General features: G+C 35.7%; 14 protein-coding genes and 2 tRNA genes. 5 read left to right on the forward strand and 11 right to left on the reverse strand.

Features of this window, described 5'->3' with window-relative positions; all coding sequences use genetic code 11:
- Nucleotides 1-98: 98 nt before the first annotated feature.
- The 4 genes from ACRD62_RS15435 to ACRD62_RS15450 all read right to left on the reverse strand — a co-directional run bounded on the left by ACRD62_RS15435 (nucleotide 99) and on the right by ACRD62_RS15450 (nucleotide 4,777).
- Nucleotides 99-1,382, reverse strand: a complete 1,284-nt coding sequence (locus ACRD62_RS15435; protein WP_430821012.1) for a hypothetical protein — start codon at nucleotides 1,380-1,382, stop codon at nucleotides 99-101.
- A gap of 146 nt (nucleotides 1,383-1,528) precedes the next feature.
- Nucleotides 1,529-2,173, reverse strand: coding sequence for an SMI1/KNR4 family protein (locus ACRD62_RS15440; protein WP_430821013.1), 645 nt, complete (start codon nucleotides 2,171-2,173; stop codon nucleotides 1,529-1,531).
- A gap of 1,027 nt (nucleotides 2,174-3,200) precedes the next feature.
- Nucleotides 3,201-3,287: transfer RNA gene (locus tag ACRD62_RS15445), tRNA-Leu, on the reverse strand.
- A gap of 92 nt (nucleotides 3,288-3,379) precedes the next feature.
- Entirely contained in the window at nucleotides 3,380-4,777 is a 1,398-nt protein-coding gene (locus tag ACRD62_RS15450; RefSeq protein WP_430821014.1) for an MFS transporter, read from the reverse strand.
- A gap of 139 nt (nucleotides 4,778-4,916) precedes the next feature.
- On the opposite strand from ACRD62_RS15450, the gene recO reads away from it, so the two are divergent.
- A complete protein-coding gene (gene recO / locus ACRD62_RS15455; RefSeq protein WP_430821015.1) occupies nucleotides 4,917-5,651 on the forward strand; it encodes a DNA repair protein RecO in 735 nt (244 codons plus the stop codon).
- Between the two features lie 149 nt (nucleotides 5,652-5,800).
- On the forward strand, nucleotides 5,801-6,943 hold the full coding sequence (locus tag ACRD62_RS15460; RefSeq protein ID WP_430821016.1) for a methionine aminotransferase: 1,143 nt from the start codon (nucleotides 5,801-5,803) through the stop codon (nucleotides 6,941-6,943).
- 3 nt (nucleotides 6,944-6,946) lie between these two features.
- Here ACRD62_RS15460 and ACRD62_RS15465 read toward each other — a convergent pair whose 3' ends face one another.
- From ACRD62_RS15465 to ACRD62_RS15475, 3 genes are all read right to left on the reverse strand, one after another.
- A complete protein-coding gene (locus ACRD62_RS15465; RefSeq protein WP_430821017.1) occupies nucleotides 6,947-7,711 on the reverse strand; it encodes a LuxR C-terminal-related transcriptional regulator in 765 nt (254 codons plus the stop codon).
- A 66-nt stretch (nucleotides 7,712-7,777) separates the two neighbouring features.
- Nucleotides 7,778-8,539 (reverse strand): energy transducer TonB, encoded by a 762-nt coding sequence (locus ACRD62_RS15470; protein ID WP_430821018.1) that lies wholly within the window; start codon nucleotides 8,537-8,539, stop codon nucleotides 7,778-7,780.
- 209 nt (nucleotides 8,540-8,748) lie between these two features.
- A complete protein-coding gene (locus tag ACRD62_RS15475; protein WP_430821019.1) occupies nucleotides 8,749-9,453 on the reverse strand; it encodes an energy transducer TonB in 705 nt (234 codons plus the stop codon).
- A gap of 178 nt (nucleotides 9,454-9,631) precedes the next feature.
- On the opposite strand from ACRD62_RS15475, the gene ACRD62_RS15480 reads away from it, so the two are divergent.
- Nucleotides 9,632-9,703 (forward strand) — tRNA-Arg (locus tag ACRD62_RS15480).
- A gap of 362 nt (nucleotides 9,704-10,065) precedes the next feature.
- On the opposite strand, the gene ACRD62_RS15485 is transcribed toward ACRD62_RS15480, so the two are convergent.
- The 3 genes from ACRD62_RS15485 to ACRD62_RS15495 all read right to left on the reverse strand — a co-directional run bounded on the left by ACRD62_RS15485 (nucleotide 10,066) and on the right by ACRD62_RS15495 (nucleotide 13,297).
- On the reverse strand, nucleotides 10,066-11,088 hold the full coding sequence (locus ACRD62_RS15485) for a J domain-containing protein (protein WP_430821020.1): 1,023 nt from the start codon (nucleotides 11,086-11,088) through the stop codon (nucleotides 10,066-10,068).
- A gap of 72 nt (nucleotides 11,089-11,160) precedes the next feature.
- Nucleotides 11,161-11,775, reverse strand: a complete 615-nt coding sequence (locus tag ACRD62_RS15490; RefSeq protein WP_321406432.1) for a deoxynucleoside kinase — start codon at nucleotides 11,773-11,775, stop codon at nucleotides 11,161-11,163.
- Between the two features lie 7 nt (nucleotides 11,776-11,782).
- Nucleotides 11,783-13,297, reverse strand: a complete 1,515-nt coding sequence (locus ACRD62_RS15495; protein ID WP_430821021.1) for a GH3 auxin-responsive promoter family protein — start codon at nucleotides 13,295-13,297, stop codon at nucleotides 11,783-11,785.
- A gap of 190 nt (nucleotides 13,298-13,487) precedes the next feature.
- Here ACRD62_RS15495 and ACRD62_RS15500 point away from each other — a divergent pair, with 190 nt between their 5' ends.
- Nucleotides 13,488-14,009 carry a CvpA family protein gene (locus ACRD62_RS15500; protein ID WP_430821022.1) on the forward strand — a complete coding sequence of 174 codons (522 nt, stop codon included), beginning with the start codon at nucleotides 13,488-13,490 and terminating at the stop codon, nucleotides 14,007-14,009.
- Here the strand turns inward: ACRD62_RS15500 and ACRD62_RS15505 are convergent.
- On the reverse strand, nucleotides 14,006-17,521 hold the full coding sequence (locus ACRD62_RS15505; protein WP_430821023.1) for a PAS domain S-box protein: 3,516 nt from the start codon (nucleotides 17,519-17,521) through the stop codon (nucleotides 14,006-14,008). The genes ACRD62_RS15500 and ACRD62_RS15505 overlap by 4 nt on opposite strands.
- Nucleotides 17,522-17,744: 223 nt before the next feature.
- Between ACRD62_RS15505 and rsgA the strand changes: the two genes are divergently transcribed.
- On the forward strand, nucleotides 17,745-18,671 hold the full coding sequence (gene rsgA / locus ACRD62_RS15510) for a ribosome small subunit-dependent GTPase A (protein ID WP_430821024.1): 927 nt from the start codon (nucleotides 17,745-17,747) through the stop codon (nucleotides 18,669-18,671).
- Nucleotides 18,672-18,745: the final 74 nt, after the last annotated feature.

An 18,745-nucleotide genomic window follows, 5' to 3' on the forward strand; every position in this document is an offset into this window, starting at 1 on the left:
CTTATCAATCCCCATAGTCAGCTATTTCTACCCGGTTGTCGGCAACACGCGCGCTCAGCCTTTGGTTTGCAACCAGGCAGAACGCTTAGTTGTTATGCCTAGTTGTTTATCATTTCATTCAGATTTATTATCTCATAATTTTTTATTTTCGATGGTGGAGTTTCTCCCATATAAACCGTTTGAAATCTAAAGGTTTTTCCTTTGTAGTAAAGGTCATTTATTGAGTTATTGAATACAAAGTATTTCTTAGTAAATAATATGACATAAATTGTTTTTTGAAGGGATTCAAGTCCGTTTAATCTGTTGATATAGATTTCTGTTTGAATGAAAGAAGATACAATTTTATTTATTTCATCTTTAACGCTATCGATATCTTTATTCCAGCCAATTTGCTTGTATTCAACCAGAAATGAATTACTACCATTTATGGCTAATGTATCTAATCTGCCATTTTTTAATTGCACTTCTGATAATGGGAAGTAACCTTTATGAAAAAGAAATGTTTCAAATTCTTTTTGGAGTTGTTTTTCTCCTTCTGGAAATTCATCTGCTTTTCTAAAATTTTCCATGAAAGTTATAAATTGGTCAATAGAAACATCGATGGAAAAGCCTTCAAGTATTTTTTGTTGAAGGTATTCCTTTATTTTCTTACAGTCTGTTAAATAGGTTTTATCATCTGTCAACTTATCCCCAGAAGCTACAATTTCATGAAAAAATCTTTCATTAAAACTGTTAGGAATTCCTATTGGATTTATGGCTTTATACAAATTAAATAATCGTAATGCACTATTAGCTTCAGTTTGTTCCTTTAAAAAACCAGTTAAATATTCAAGTTTTGATATTTGCTGACTGTAATTCTCCATTAAAGCAAATGTATTTCCCCAGTTTGTTTTAGGTTTTGTGTAGTCCCAACGGGTGAAAATCTCAACCAATATTGAATATATTGCCTTTAAAACAACGGTCTCCTGTGGTTTTGGTAGGGCATCATATTTTATCAATTTCAGAAATAAGTCTTTCGCTTGAATTGATAATTCAGTTTTAAAGGGATTTTTCCAGCCGTCATTAATTTCTTCCGGTAAGTTGTCAAGCCCAATTTCATTTATTATGACGTTTGATACTTCTCTAATTGAGGAGCAAATTTCAGAGATTATGTCCCGGTATGTTTTGTCGTTAAATAGATTTTTGTCATACGCTAATAACTCTCTAAAAGGTAGTTTAATAATATCGTTTGTATATATAAAATGAGTAAAGAATGCAACTTCTTTATGGTAGTTTAAATAAGCACCTTTCGCATTATTATTTGAACTATTTATTGCTTGTTGGAAAGCATCTTCAACGATTTCTATTCTAAAATCAAGCGCTTTTAGTATTTTTTCAATCATCGGCTATTTTTTTACAATTAGGCATAACGGATTGTGTATGAAACGTGGCAGTCTGCGGAGAGCGACATTGTCCACCGACAATGACGTTAGGAGCGGGCTGATACGTTTCATGCTTGTACAACCTCTGCCATGTTTTATACACTTTGTTAGCGGTTGTTTTTTTCGGTCCAATAATTGCTTTCTCTATTTCTAAATGGAAACTCCTCAAGGTCACTTATATGGTTAGTCCGTTTCAAAACACTTTTAATTAGAAAGCTTTGTAAAGAGTCTGCATATAGTGAAGCATATACAGAAGGTTTATTCAGGTCGTGGTTTTCAAATCCAGTTGAAATATAATAAATGGGATTTGTCAGATTGTCTATTACCATGTAATAGAACCTCTCAATTGGAAATATAAATGGAATATTGTTTTTAATCATTGTTGTAGGACTAAGTCCTGAAATTTCCAATTTTTCATTAATCAACTCTTTTATTATAGTTACGTGTACAGGATAGCTATAATAAATTGGTTCATAGTTATATTGCATTCCGCTTTCTCCAAATGTATTTACGCCAGGTACATTTGTTCCATTTACAGTTTTATAGAACTGTTTTAGTTCATACGGGAATTCAAAGCCTAATTCCTTTTGAAATTCACCTATTTCTCTATCTGATAAACCGATATTCCACTTGGTTCCTTTCTGAAAATCAAGACCATAAGCTTCTTTATCTAATTCAAATTCCTCAAAGTGTTTTTCACTAACATCTTTGAACCAAGTCATAAATTCGTCAAATCGCTCAGGATGTTTCATGTTGTTCTTTTAATAACCGCTAACTATTCTGTAACCGTCATTGTATGACGGTTATATTTCCTTTGTCCGTTGTTCCGCTTTCTAGTTTGCGGCCATTAGTATTGATAATATCCTTTAAGTGGCTTTTAATCATTATAGTGTGTTGATTGCTCATATAGTAATGCATATCAATATATTGTTATAAAATTAAAATTTTAAATCGTCACTTCCTCTTTTATCATAATCCGATACAAGTTGGTAAGTAATAATTCTATATTTCAGCCAAAGTAATCCTCCATGCATATGTATTCTTAATCTTTTATTGACTTGCGATGGAATTTTGCTAGCTCAGATCGTAGAATATTTTCATAAATTCTCCTTCTACCAAAAATCCAGTTAGTTTATACGCTTTTAATATTGTCTCAATTCCTTTAAAATAAGCACATTGTTAATAATTATATTGATTTTAAGATGAATACTACATGGTTGACCATCATAAGCATAATTTCTGTCTTAAAAGATTATTAATCGTCTAGTTACGATATTAAACGTTTAATAATACGGTTAAATCACTAGAGAAATTTTTATTGGAACCTATGGTTATATGATTGTAAAATTCAAATGTGTCAGTATAATTCAAATTTAATCCTGAATAGTCTATATAAGTTTGATTAATTGGCAAATAATAAACTTTAAGTAATGCTTCGCCGCCTCACTCACAATTGCGTGTTAAGAGTAAGTCGATGTTTTTAAGTCAATGACTATACTCTTGAAAGCCAAACATCACTCATCACGCTCCCACACAAACAGCTATTGTATAATTCCGACTTAGGTTTGATTGCTATCATAAAAAAACATATTTAATTTCAATAATCCAAATCAAGAAGATGATCAAACCTATACGAATAAAAGGAGATAATAATATCATATGGTATGAATATGCGCTGCAAAATGTATGTGCTAAATGTCTTTAAAAAGGTATGCTGAAGCATCAATAGGGGAGTGTAAAAACAAAAAAACCTGATAGTTAAACTATCAGGTTTTTGTTTGGTACCCAGAGCCGGGATCGAACCGGCACGATATTGCTATCACTGGTGTTTGAGACCAGCGCGTCTACCAATTCCGCCATCTGGGCAACATTCAAAAGATCGTTTTGCTTTTGCGGTTGCAAAGATAATTCAAGTTTCCATTTCTGCAAACTAAATCTTTAAAATGTTCTTAATTTTATTAGTTGATCTGAGGTGCTCCTTTTTTACTGTCGAGCCATGTTGTGACTTTGCCATAGATAATCAGTGAAATAGCTGAAATAGTTGCAATTCCCACAAACACAAACCATATATAATGGGCATGATCATAAGCCGTTAGTTTTTCAGTCTCCGATAACAAATCCGGATCAGGGCAATACTTTTCCAATAAGAAACCAGATAACCCAAAACCTAAGATTGAAGATAAGAAAGAGTGAAGATGACTAAATCCAAGGTAAAGACCTTCTTCTCCTTTGGGTGCCTGTAAGGAGAAATATTCCAAAAAGCGGGGTGAGATAAATGATTCAGCAAGACCTTGAAAAGCAATCCCTACAATCATCATAAAAGCTACCGGATGCATGGTTGTGAAGCCCAGGTCAATACTTTCACCGTTAAGCATATTTCCAGCTGCCATCGCAAATGCCGAGACTGGCATGATAAACATACCAATAGTCATAGAAAATAGTGCTGTTCTTTTTTTGAATAACGAGGTTATTAATCCAACAGTTGTAAATACAACCAATGGGTTAACGTTGGCATACCACGATGGAGATGCACTTTCACCTGCCATTCGAAGTACATATTTAGGCATAGTTGCATACAACTGATGTTGAACCATCCAGAAACCCGTAATAATTAATATCAGAATAATTAAACGGGCATTGGTTACTACTCTGATCAATGCATTCCAAATTTCACCAATTGATTTTCCTTCTCCTTTGGTTACCGATGGTCGGAAGAAGAAAATGACAGCTATCAGGGCCAATAAAGTCATTCCGGCAGAGAAGAAACTGATATCGATTAAGCCAACATTACCCATTGCTTCGCGCAAAGGTTTAACGATGGTTTTACCGGAGAAAGCTCCAATATTAACAATGGTATAAAAAATTGAGAAGCCGGTTGCTCTGCTTTTTTCATCTGTTTCTTTAGCAACAGTACCTGTAATAACAGATTTAATAAAACTACCCCCAATAATAATCAAAGCCATTATGGGTATAATGATGTACTTATCGTTTGATTCGCGCAGTCCGGTAAACTCGGTAGTAAAACCATATTTAGCCAGTCCAGCTGATTCAAGAAGTGTTGGGAAGATACCTAACCCAAAATATCCGACAGAAAGAAATCCGAAAGCGACAATTAATGATTTTTTAAATCCAATTTTATCGGCATAGGCACCAGTGAAAGTGGGTAAGAAATAGAGTAGCGCACTAAAAACTCCCGAGATCGACGCTGCTTCAAAATCAGTGAAGGCTAATATTCTTGATAAATAAAGCGTAATTACAATAAATACACCATAATATGCTGCTCTTTCGAGTAATTCGGCAAAGTTGGCTACCCAAAAAGCTTTGCCAAAACGTTTAAAAAAATTAACGATGTTCATATGTTTATAATTTGTTTTTCAAATTAATCTATTGATTATCAATAGTAAATATTGATGACTGATATTGTATTTTAAATGATTTGATATGTGTTTGAATCTATTGAACCTACAAACTAATGTTATTTAATCTATTTTTGCAATGATGATAGTCAGTACAAAAGGCATAGTATTAAATCATATTAAGTATAAAGAGAGTAGCATTATTGTAAATGTTTATACTCAACATTTTGGCCGGCAATCGTATGTTGTAAACCGGGTTCGTTCCACCAAAAACAAGGGAAACACAGTTTTATTACAACCTCTGAGTTTAATTGAAATGCAGGTTTATCATCGTCCTAAAGCTGATCTGCAACGAATCAAAGAGTTCAAATTGCTTCATCCACTCACAAGTATACCATTTGATCAGACTAAAAGAGCCATCGCTTTTTTTCTTACTGAAGTAATGTCTAAAGTACTTCGGGAAGAAGAGGCCAACGATGATCTGTTTCGTTTTATTTATCATGGAATTGAGGTGTTCGATACAGGTGTTGACGGAGTCTATAATTTTCATTTGTTCTTTCTTTTTCATTTAAGCCGTTTCTTAGGTTTTGGCCCTGGAGCTAACGACGAAAATGATAAAGTGTTTGATTTATTAAACGGACGTTTTGTTTCGTATGAACCCACGCATGGATATTTCATAAAAGATCAATTGCTTGATAGATGGAAAGATTTGTTTCAACTAAATATTAATGAGCTTAGCCGTTTAAAGATGAGTGCTGAAGTCAGAAGTCAGCTTTTGGAAATACTAATCAGGTATTACGAACTCCATTTGGATGGATTGGGAAGCATTAAATCATTTGAGGTTTTACAGGCTTTATTTCATGGCGAAGGCTAGTCTGCAGAGTAATGTTACATTTTTGGTCAAATATTTTCCTACGTTGGTAATTAAATCTGGATAGAAAAGCACAATATCAATGCATTTTATTGCCAGTTTATTTACATTTAATCATCAAATAAACACTGATAATACTCGTCACCCAAATTATGCACATTAGCACCAAATATCAAAACCTGAAATCTAATTTCTCGTCTACCATTGCACCGTTAATTAGCGAATACAATGCCATTAATCTGGCAGATGGTTACACTGGTTTTCATTGCAATTCAAAATTGATTAATTTAGTTGAAAAGCATCTGCGTGAAGGGTTGAATCAGATTGCTCCTTTTCAGGGCGAGATGGCTTTACGAAAAAAAGTAGCTCAAAAAACCGAAGAGTTATATAGCAGGGTGTACCAGCCACAAACCGAGGTAACAATAACTGCTGGTGTACAGCAGGCGATGTTTACCGCCATTTCAGCATTGGTAAAAGAAGGTGATGAAGTAATTGTTTTTGAGCCGGCTAATGAATATTGTGTTCCGGCCATACAGATGAATGGTGCTCAACCGGTTTTTGTTCCGATGAAAGAGCCCGATTTTCATATCGATTGGGAACAGGTACAGATGATGATCAATTCTAAAACCCGCATGATTATCATTAATACACCACATAATCCAACTGGCTGGGTAATGAAGGAGATTGATATGCTGCGCCTTCAGCGAATGGTTAACGGGACTAAGATTGTGATTCTGAGCGAAGAAACATTTGAACACATCGTGTTTGATGAAGAGTCGCATCAGAGTGCTGCTTTGTATCCAATTTTGGCAGAGCGAAGTATTATTATTGCATCGTTTGGCGAGAGTTATCATGTTACCGGCTGGCAAATAGGTTTCTGTCTGGCTCCTGAAGAAATTATGCGCGAATTCCGTAAAGTGCATCAGGTTATGGTACAGAGTGTTAATTCACCATTTCAATTGGCTTTGGCCGATTTTATGGAAGAAAAAGAAGAATATAGGGGATTACGTAGTTTCTACCAGGAAAGACGTAATTTCTTTCTCGATCTGATGGAAGAAAGTAAATTCAAACCCATCGTTTCGCAGGGAACCTTTTACCAACTTTTTGATTTTTCAGAAGCATCTGATGAAGCGGATAAGGATTTTGCCATTCGTCTGATAAAAGAGTTAGGAGTTGCTGTGATGCCTATTAGCGCCTTCCTGCATGAGAAATCGAAGCGTCAGGTGGTGCGTATCAATTATGCCCAGCCTGATGAAATATTAATCGAGGTGGCCAATCGACTTAAGCAATTGTAAAGGCTAAAACAGGTTGTTGTTTAAAGCAAAGGCCACCAGTTCAGCAGTATTGCACAAATGTGATTTGGTCAACATATGTCGGCGATGAGTATCAACGGTATGTTTGCTGATAAATAGCAGATCTCCAATTTCGGCACTGTTTTTACCGGAAGCCAGTAAGGTAAGTACTTCTCTTTCGCGGGGTGTAAATAAAAGAGCGATATTATTTAATTCTTCATCGGGGAAGATGAAATCAATAGGAGTGCCATAATTGATTAAATCAAAGTCAATTTTGTTGCTTGTTTTATAGTGTGTTATATCAGAATAAAGCGAAATGGTCTGACAATTAGAGTTGTCTAAGCTTTTGTCAATCATGCTGTTTTGATTTAAAACCCTTATATAATTGCCATCCTTATTTTTTATTCTGTAATCGAAAGTCACAATCATTTGATAGGGTTCTAACCTGTGCATATTTACAATCAGAAATTCTATCAGTTTTTTAGAAGCCAGTAAAATTAAGGGTAAGTCTTCAGGATGAATAAGGCTGTAAAGATGTTTCAAAGTTGTGTTTCGGGGATTCAATCCCAGTATATTCGCTATATTTTCTGAGATGTAATTGATTTTGAATTGCGGAAAACTGACAATGTGGTAAAATTGGTTGCTTAAAAGAGTTAGCTCAAAATCAAGTTGTTCATTCTTATTCGTTACTTTCTTTTTATTCTTTGTACTGGTTTGAGTATTCAACAAATCAATAACGGTAACCAGGTCTGTAAAAGAAAGGGGTTCCATACTAATAGGTTTAACTGGCTGCAAAGTTATTCATGGTGATCGCGATATGTCAATTTATTTCACGGTTTATTTTTTGTCTAAAGGATAACTTATGCAGACATAATCCTTGTTCTCAAATTCATCAGGAATTAAAACAGAGAGGTATTCATCCAGTTTATCTTTCATCATTGATAAATCGCCTAATCGCTCAAATGCTTTAGATTGCCAAAAGATAATAGCAGCTTCTTCGGCCTGGAGTTTTTTGGCTTCATTAAAATGATTTAATGCGTATCGATATTGGCGGTCTGCCTTTTTTAGTTTTTTGTCCTCAGCAAGGAAGTAATCAGTTCTGATTTCGTCTCCTTTAACAATGTATTGGATGCCATTTTTGTAATGTTCTGCAGATAGTTCACCAAGACTTTTGTTTCCTTCAATATCAAAGGTAACATACAGTTTATGAACCGATTCAATTGCCTGACCATGTTCAATGGCCGGAGCCCACAAACCACTTGTTTTTTTCAGACAGTAAACAACCTGATCATCAAGTAATTTAGAAACAGGATTGATTACTTTAAGGTCTCTTATTTCACCATCTGTTTCAATAATAAATTGAACAACTACCTGGCCTTCTTCGCCTATTACGGCACATTGTTCAGGATACTCAATCTCTTTTTGCATAAAGCAGCATAACGGACTTTGAGGGAGAACAGTTACTTCTTCCAATCTTTGAATTTCATTTGTTTTTAATCTGGCAGGAAGGTCTCCTTCATCGATGCTCTTAGTATTATTTTGAGCAATTAATCCCAGAGCCATGATTCCGAACGCCACAAGACTCAACACTTTTTTCATGACACATAGTTTAAAGTTTACAACAATTTTGAGCTAACACATAATCAAAACTACGATAATAGCACCTTGTTGTCGATACTCAATAATGAGTATAATGAGAAAGTGAAGTGTTGTAAGAGGAGTGAAGTGTTAGTTCAGCAATGGGTTATGTATTTTAATGGTTTATTCATCTTGATACAGTTTAATTGTAATGGATGAATTTGCTAATTTCATAATGTGGCCTGGTATTCTTTGAGCTTTTCTTCCATTCTCTGCATATCTCCCAATTTCTGATAAGCATACGATTGCCAGTAAAAGATGGATCCTTCCTCTGCCTGGTATTTTGCTGCTTCATCAAAATGAAATAATGCTTTTTTGTACTGTCTGTTTAGTTTTTTAACTTTTTTATTGTTGTTAATTGGGTTTTCTTTTTCATAAAGTTCGGCCTGGTATATCAGTTTCATCCCTTTGGTAAAATGATCGATAGATTGCTCATTTAGTGGAAGGTTATTCATAATATCAAAAGTGATATACAATTTATGTTCCGATTCAACTGGTTTGCCATTCTCATATGCAGGTAGCCATTTGCCACTTGTTTTTTCAACACCGTTTATCACTTGTTCATCAATTGCCTCCGAAACAGAGTTAATAACTTTTATATCTCTGATGGCACCATCGGGTTCAATAATAAATTTAACAACCACCTGTCCTTCTTCCATTTTGGCAACTGAATTTTCGGGATACTCAATGGTATTCATCAGAAAATAACTAATTGAACTTTGTGGTAAAATGGTTATCTCCGATATCTTCTGAATTTGATCGGTTTGTAACTTAGCAGGAACTCTTTCGTCTTGTTTTTTACTCCTTTCTGTGTTTTGGGCGTGAATTCCCATCGTCATGACTCCCAACCAAAATATAAAAAGTAAATATTTCATGACATTGGGTTTAAAATGATTAAGAAAGCTGAACTAACACTTAATTAAAGTTACAATGTTTTAATCCTTGTGTCGAGGGTTTTAATAAAGTAATATCACCCTTCTATATGTAATTCCAGTGCTTTGAAATTAAATTTTAAAATTCTGCTAATTTGCTTATTTTTGCAGCCGAAATAATGGTCCCTTAGTTCAACGGATAGAATAGCAGTTTCCTAAACTGTAGATATGGGTTCGATTCCCGTAGGGACTACTAAAAAGCCTGCAATCAATAGATTAGCAGGCTTTTGTATTTTGTGTTGGCAAATTAGGTGAAATATAGATTCTTAATTCCCCATATAGCTATCAGGGGGATAGAAGTGCAGTTTCTTAAACTGAAGACTTGGATTAAATCGTTGTTCGTATAGAACGACTAATTAGACCTGAAAAGCCATAGGTAAGTATTTCTGTATAATGTTAAAGATAGCTTTTTGGACTACAATATGCGTTTAAACAAAAGAGAGAATATAAAGTGCGAATTATAAATGAACTTCTGATTTGAGAATAACTGTTGTAAATTAAAATATTTGTGTCATAGAATATACCATAATGACACAAATTTTTGGTTACGAGCATTTACATCTCAGGCATCCTATTTGAAGTTGTTACTTCTATAACCCTGTCCAGCCCTAGTAAACCTTTGGAAAAAGTATAGGTAATGCAACTGTTTCTAATTATGCGGTCTGAATCGAAAAACAATCGTATGCCAGTGTAGTTATCGTATCGGTGATCATCTAATTTGATGGTGAAAAATATTTTGCTATTAACATTAGGAGGATATGTATACCAGTAGGATTCAGTGTAAAATGTTTTTGTTTGCAGGCTGTTAACAAAGAAAATTAGCCCTACAAGTCCGGGGACCAGCACCAATCGGATCAGATATCTGTAATATCTGGATAATACTTTTCGGGATGCCAGATAGGCGATAAAAAAGGTTACAGCATATGCAATCAATAGTGTTTGCCAGGTAATAACGGTATTAAGTACGGTGTTAAAAAATACAATGCCGTTAATGACTGTAAAAATCATTAATCTGAATATTTTTGACCGGATTGTTGAGGCATGCCAACCTATTAGTGATAAAACAAACTCTTTATTAAAGGTGCTGACCAGAAATTTTATCCATAATGGAAAGGAGGGAAGAATGATAATCAAGCCAATCCATAAGGCATCTTGCAGGTAAGCAAAAATAGGGATGCCAAAAATAAATAACATCAGAAAAGCAGCACCAATAAAATCAACGATAGAATTGACGGCTTCGGTGGTTCGGTATACATCCGATTTTAAATAAGCTTCATATTTCATGCGGGCATGTTCACGTGCCCTTTCGCGGGCTTTTTGTCGTTCTAAATCGTGCCATGCCTGCCAGAATTCTTCCATGGCGCTGGCTTGCGCTGCTTTATATTGTTTTGATTTTTTGTGATTATGCAGTTGGTCGAAATATTCAAAAGCCTCATTGATTAAAATAAATTTTTCATGAGCATCCGGGGCTTTATTGATATCGGGATGGTAACGCTTTGCTTTTGTTCGATAGGCCTTTTTGATTTGTTCCATCGAAGCATTGCGGGGTACTCCAAGTATTTGATAGTAGTCGTTCATTTAAATTTTCTGAGGTCTTAACATATAAGACCTCAGGTTTTGGTTTGGAAAAAATAGAAACGGATATAATTATTAAAAAAGGCCATGTATCTGAGCATCCACCTTATCAATAATCATACTCAAGTCTGATTTATTTTTTATAAAATCAATTTCGTTGGCATCAATAATTAAAAGCTTACCACTGTTGTAACCCTGAATCCATGCTTCATAACGTTCGTTTAGTCTCTTCAGATATTCAAGGCGGATATTGTTTTCATAGCTTCTGCCACGCATCTGAATCTGATTAACAAGAGTTGGAATAGAGGCTCTAAGGTATATTAACAGGTCGGGAGCCTGAACAAAGCTACTCATCAGTTGAAACAGAGAAAAGTAATTGTCAAAATCTCTTCGGCTCATCAGTCCCATATCATAAAGGTTAGGTGCAAAAATATAAGCGTCCTCGTAAATGGTTCTGTCTTGTATTACCGTTTGACCGGCTGCGCGAAACTGCTGTACAGAAGAAAATCGGCTTTTTAAGAAATAGACCTGCAGATTAAACGACCAGCGGGGCATATCGTCATAAAAATCGGCCAGATACGGGTTTTCATCCACATCTTCGTAATGAGGTTCCCAGCCATAGTGATGAGCCAATAATTCGGTTAAAGATGTTTTACCCGATCCAATATTTCCTGCAATAGCAATATGCATATTTTTGTTATTTGGTATTTAACTTCAATAATTCTTCAATATACTCGCGATTATTCGCCAGCCGTGGCACTTTGTTTTGTCCACCCAGTTTGTTTTTGCTTTTGAGCCAATCCATAAACAGATGCTCACGTGCTATTTCAACATGAGGCATTTCCAGGGTCATGTTCTTATAGCGTTTGGCTTCGTAATCGCTGTTAACTTTTTTCAATGTTTCGTCCAGCAATTGTTTAAATGCTTCAAGGTTTTCAGGAGCCTTCTCAAACTCAATCAACCATTGATGAGCTCCTTTGGATTCCTTACCCATAAAAATAGGAGCAGCGGTGTATTCTTTAATTACTGCACCTGTATTTTTACATGCTTCGTCCAGTGCTTTTTCGGCATTTTCAATCATTAACTCTTCCCCAAAAGCATTGATAAAATGCTTGGTTCTTCCTGTAATTGCAATACGATGAGGGAAAGTAGATTCAAATCGAATGGTATCACCAATTAAATAACGCCAGATTCCTCCGTTGGTTGAAATGACTAAGGCATAATCTTTTCCTATTTCCACTTGTTCGATGGTAAGTGCCTTAGGATGAGATTTTCCCAACTCCGATAAGGGTACAAATTCGTAAAAAATACCGTAGTCCAGCATCAAAAGCATGGATTGCGTTTTTAAATCATCCTGAATGGCAAAAAATCCTTCGGAAGCATTGTAGGTTTCGAGGTAATTCATCTTGTCTGATGGAATTAACTCTTTGTATTGATTGCGATAGGGAGTAAAATTAATTCCACCATGAATAAACAGCTCCAGGTTGGGCCATATCTCCAACAGGTTGGTTTTACCACTTTTATTTAATAAATGCTTTATCAGTACAAGAAACCAGCTGGGAACACCTGCCAGCGAAGTAACATTTTCTACCAGTGTGGTCTCTGTAATTTTTTCGAGTTTGGCTTCCCATTCATCCATCAGAGCAATGGATTGCTCGGGAGTACGCATAAAATGAGTCCAGAAAGGAAGGTTCTCAATCAAAATGGCTGATAAATCACCATAATAGCTATCGTTGCTAAAATTATTTATCTGATGGCTACCTCCCAACGTCAGGCATTTACCACTGAACATATCCGATTCAGGTCTATTTTCAATGTATAATGCCAACACATCTTTTCCGCCCCTGAAATGGCAGTCTTCCAGTGATTCTTTCGAAACAGGAATAAATTTACTTTTGGTTGAAGTAGTTCCTGACGATTTGGCAAACCATTTTATTTCGCCAGGCCATAAAAGGTTTTTTTCACCTTTTTGCATTCTCTCAACATAGGGTTTCAATCCTTCATAATCTGAAACAGGAATTCTCTCGGCAAATGCTTCGTAATTTTTTATGCTTTCAAAGTCATGCAGTTTACCAAAGAAGGTATGTTTGGCAGATTTTATCAGACGCTGAAGCTGTTCGTCCTGTATTTGCCCCGGATTAGACTTGAAATCTTCTATTTGCGAAAGTCTCCGCGTATTAACCAGGGATATGATGGAATTGAGTATTGGCATAAATCTGTTTCAAAGTCATTAAAGATACGCAAAAATGCATTCTTGCAAAGCGATTTTTATATCAAACAGCAAGTACATATTTTGGTTTTCGGCTAGTTGTTGAAACACAGTTAAATGATTAGTAAATAACGGTTTTGTTAAATTGAATGTGTCAATAGAATTTCTACCTTTACGACAGAAGAATACAACTATGAACTATTTTGATATTGTTATTGGGCTTATTCTGGCTTTTGCCTTATTTAAAGGGTTTAAAAACGGATTGATTATTGAACTGGCATCGCTGGCAGCTTTAGTGTTGGGCTTATTAGGAGCGATCAAGTTCAGTAGTTTTACAGCCGATTATTTATCACAACATATTCATTCCAATCATTTAGGTCTGATATCTTTTATTGTGACCTTTATAGTAATAGTAATTGGAGTTCATTTGATTGCTAAAGTGGTTGATAAACTTGTTTCGGCTATTGCTCTTGGTCCTGTAAACCGTATTTTAGGAGCCATCTTCAGTTTACTTAAATATGCTTTTATTCTTAGCGTGCTAATTGCAGTAATTAACGGATTTGATAAGGATTCAAAATTGCTATCCCAGGAGATGAAGACCGAATCATATCTTTATAAACCAGTTGCCTCCTTAGCTCCTATGGTTTTTCCATACCTGAACTTCGACTCTGTAAAAGAAAAATTTGAAGATGTTAAAGAAGGCGTTGATGTTTAGTTTAACTGCGATTTATGAATTCCTTTTAGGGCAATATTGATTTTCTGTAACAACTCATCTTTTTGTATAGGTTTACTTATCGAATCATCAAAGCCAGATGTTAAAAGAGCATTTGCTTTCTTTTCATCAATGTCGATGGATTGTGCAATAAACGGAATGCCAATACCCAGTTGCCTGATACTCTGAATAAATTCGTCGGCATCCAGACCCGGCATATTAATATCCATCAACACAAGATCGATATCGTTACGTTTCAGCAATAATTCTCTTGCTGAATTAGGTGTACGTGCTGAAATCAATGTAATTTTTGTTTGTTCCAGATTTTTGCGCATTTGCAATTGAGCAGTACTGGTTGCATCAACCAATAAAATTATCTTGTCAGGCCAGCTTACATTAACAGGTATTGTAAGATTAGGAGTTTCTTTAACCTGTTTTGGTATTTTTATAATGATTGGTTCAGATTTCTTTTCACTGATTGGTAAAAGAAATGAAAACTCAGATCCTTTGTTTTTTTCCGAAGAAAGTTCCAGTTTACTGCTCATGGCTTCCACCAGACGTTTCGAAATAGACAAGCCTAAACCTGTTCCACCATAATGCTTGGCAGTGTTTTCTTCTTCTTGTCTGAAAGGATCGAAAATGATGGCTTGCTTTTCCGGACTGATACCAATGCCAGTATCTCGAACATAAAATCTCAAATCATCATCTTCTCTTACATAACCCATCTCAATAAAGCCTTTCGGTGTAAATTTAAAAGCATTACTAAGTAGATTAGTGAAAATCTGGTTAAACCTTTTCAGGTCACATGGTACCAGGTACTGAGCGCTGTCTTCGGGCAGATTCAGGTAAAACTTAAGATGTTTTTTCGAATCCAGATCCATTCGTTTTTCATACAAATGAAATAATTTCTCCAGCACCTCATTAGGATTCGATTCCTGCAGGTGAATGCTCAGTTCTCCACTTTCTATTTTGGCCAGATCTACAATATCGTTAATCAAAGCCATCAGGTGTTCTGAGCTTGTATTGATAATTTGAATATATTCTTCTTTTTCTTCGTCGCTGATGAAATCTTCATTCAGTAAGTTGGTAAAACCAACAATTGCATTTAATGGCGTTCTGATTTCATGACTCATATTTGCCAGGAAGGCTGATTTAAGATTGTCAGCACTTTCAGCCTTTTCTTTGGCAACAATCAATTCCTGTTCCGCTCTTTTGCGCAAAGTGAAGTTTCTGCCTACCAACAGAAGTGACGACAAGTTATTATTATCATCTGTTTCGGGTGTAATAGTCCAGTCAAAAGCGTAAGTCTGTCCGTTAAAGTCAAATTCTAACTCAACCGGAGTGATGGTTTTTGAAATCAATACATCCCCAATGGCATTGTTAAGGCCTGAAATAAATTCTTCAGGTAGCATATTGAGCTCATTCATTTTTTTACCAATGCAATCAGTGGCATCGAGATTGAAATCTTTTAGAAATGCAGCATTGCAGAATGATAAAGTACCTTTACGATCGATCCTGATAATATGATCAGGTGAGTTCTCGGTGAGAGCCCTGAATTTGTATTCGCTTTGCTTTAGTTCTTCTTCTTTTCTTTTTCTTTTTGAGATGTTGTGAAGCGAAAAGTAGGCATGAAGCGTACCCTCTAACTGGATACCTGTTGCATAAATTTCGGTATGAATGATCTCTTTGTTGTTATGAAGTAATTGAACGTCTCCTATAAAATCTTTTCCTTTTAAAATTTGTTGCATGGCTTCTTCGAAGCGTTCAACAAAAATAGTATCAGGAAAGATCTCATCCAGATCTTTATCTGCGAGTTCATCAAATTGATATCCCAGCATGTTAAGCCCTGCGGTGTTTGCAAAGATCAGATCTTTCTGAATACTGAAAATGAAAATGCCATCAACAGTTGATTCTATGATTTTTTGGTTGCGAATCTCGCTTTCTTCCAGATTTTTTACAGCTTCTTTGATGGTTGAGATATCTTCTGAAATCAACAAATAGCACATGTCTTTGTCGTTATCAGGCATTTGCTTGCCTAACACACGTAACTCAACCGGATCACCTATTTTATCTCTCAATGTTACTTCCATCGAAGCAATGCCTTCATCATCAATTTGTTGATAGAAAGCATTTATCTTTTCTTCGTCTTCTTTGTCTTGGTAATAATAATCGGCAAGTGGACTGCCAATAAGCTCCTCCTTCAAATAACCAGAGGTTTGCATGATGGCCGAATTAATATATTCGATCTTTCGGTTACGAACCAGAATAATTCCGATTGGTGCCGAACTTAGCAGATTCTGCAAGAAAGCTTCCTTCTTCTCAATTTCTCGATTGATGTTAAGAATCTCGTCGCGGTTTTGTTTTAATTTCAGATTGGCATTTTCACGCTCATAGGCACCTGCCAGCATATCAGCCACCGTTGAAAAGGCTGTTTCATTGAATGAGTTGCAGGCTTTGTTTATGTTGCCAACCGTTACCAAAAAGCCCCAGAAAGCTTCTTTGGAACGTATGGGTACTGCAACAATCAGATTATTAGGCAGTATGTTAACAAAGGCATTGTTTGAACGATATTGTAAAGGTGCGGTTGCAGAGCAAAATACACCTGTTTGTTTAAATATATCAAGCCAGCCAGGAATATCTTTCTCGTAATTCAATAATTGAATTGAATCAAAAGATTTATGAATAGAATCATCCTGATAGAAATTGGTTAAACAACAATATCCGTTTTCATCACCATTTTCATAAACAAAGACTTGATCTAAAAGATGATGTTCGGCTAGCTTTTTAATGCTGCCATCAATCTTTTCTCCGAACGATAGTTTTGACACCAATAAACGACTGATATCAAGGAGTAATTTCTGATCGGAGCTTTGCTTAATTATTTGTTTCTGGTTTAATTCATTTTCATAGGCATTGGAAATCAATCGGGAAGCCAGCTTTAATAAATCAAATTCATGAGGTAGCCATTCGCGATTGAAGCTACACTCATCAAAGCCAATGAAACCAAAAAAAATGCCATTCACATGGAGAGGAATGACAAGAATGGATTCGATACTCTGAGAGGCCAGGATTCCATGCAGTTCCTCAGGCAATGATTTTATGTCGGATGCTTTTATAAAGCCATCTTCAGTTAATAATTTTTTCCAATGAGGAAACTCATCATATTCTATATCCTGAAGGAATTCAATTTGCGGGATAACTCCATCATTGCACCATTCAAAGGTGTTTTTCATCCGTTTGTTATCGGCCCAGTTTTCAAAAATATAGATGCGGCTGACTTCTGTAAATGTACCGAGGGCTTCGAGTACTTTGTTAATTCGTTCTTCAAATGGGAGTTTAGCAACCAGGATAGAGGTGATGTATAGGGGAAGTTGTTCCTGTTCATCTTCATTTAGCGACAAATCTCCTCCTTGTTGAATGCCCCAGATGCCCCGGTGCATTCGTGTAATCAATCTCTTGAGTCTTTTATTCTCAGCCTCAAGACGATGTAATTCCTGCTCTTTTTTGTTTGTCATCTAAATTTCGCCCCCTGTTAAAAGCCTTATGCAATATACTAAATCCTTGATATCGTGCAAAAAGACCTTGCATAAATTATTATGCAAATGTAACCATTCAAATATAGCTATTGTTTTTGTTACTAAAATAAAAACAACGGTTGGTGTAAAAAACTTAGAATAATAGTTAACAATTAGAATGTAAATTTCGAATCAATCTCTTATTTTTGAGAAAAATGCTTCTATGGATAGAAAGGAAGGTCTAGTTATTAAGTCTACAGGTAGCCGTTACACGGTTTTGCTCAATGATTCAACCTCATTGATTTGCCGTATCAGAGGTAAAATCAGATTGGATGAAATCAGGAGCACAAATCCCGTGGCTGTTGGTGATGAAGTTTTTGTGGATGTTATGGGTGATGAGGGAGTGATTTCAGAAGTTAAGGCACGTCGTAACTACATTATTCGAAAATCAACAAACCTTTCAAAAGAATCGCAGATTCTGGCTGCAAATGTTGATCAGGCGGTGTTAATTGTAACCATTAACTATCCAATTACAACCCGTGTTTTTGTCGACAGGTTTATTGCTGCTGCCGAAGCTTATGGAATTCCTGTTCGTTTAATATTTAATAAAACAGACCGTTATGATCCGCCTCATAGAAGGATGCTGGCTGAATGGCGGGAGTTATATGAAGGCATTGGATATCCAACCCTTGCTGTATCAGCAAAAAAAGAGGAAGGCCTGGATGAAATTAAAGAATTGCTAAAGGATAAAATCAGTGTACTTAACGGCCATTCCGGTGTTGGTAAATCAACTCTCATCAATCGTGTTGAACCGGGCTTGAATTTGAAAACTGCAGAAATCTCAGAAATTCATCAATCAGGACGACATACCACAACATTTGCTGAGATGCATCCGCTCAGTTTTGGTGGTTATATTATTGATACTCCTGGGATCAGAGGTTTTGGTTTGATACATATAGAAAAAGAAGAACTTTATCATTATTTCAGAGAAATATTTAATGCTGCAAAAGGCTGCCGATTTAATAATTGTACACATAACAATGAACCTGGTTGTGCTGTAAAAGAAGCAGTAATAAATGAGGAAATAGCGCAGTCGCGTTATGAGAGTTACCTGAGTATCCTTCTAAATAAGAACGAAAAGTATCGTTGAGGTTGTTTTTAACGGAACTTTATTCTATGTTTAACGTATTGCGTTTAAACATAAAACACGTTACTGCTAAAATT

Source organism: Carboxylicivirga caseinilyticus (assembly GCF_050589785.1).
In the GTDB taxonomy this organism is placed as follows: Bacteria; Bacteroidota; Bacteroidia; order Bacteroidales; family Marinilabiliaceae; genus Carboxylicivirga; species Carboxylicivirga caseinilyticus.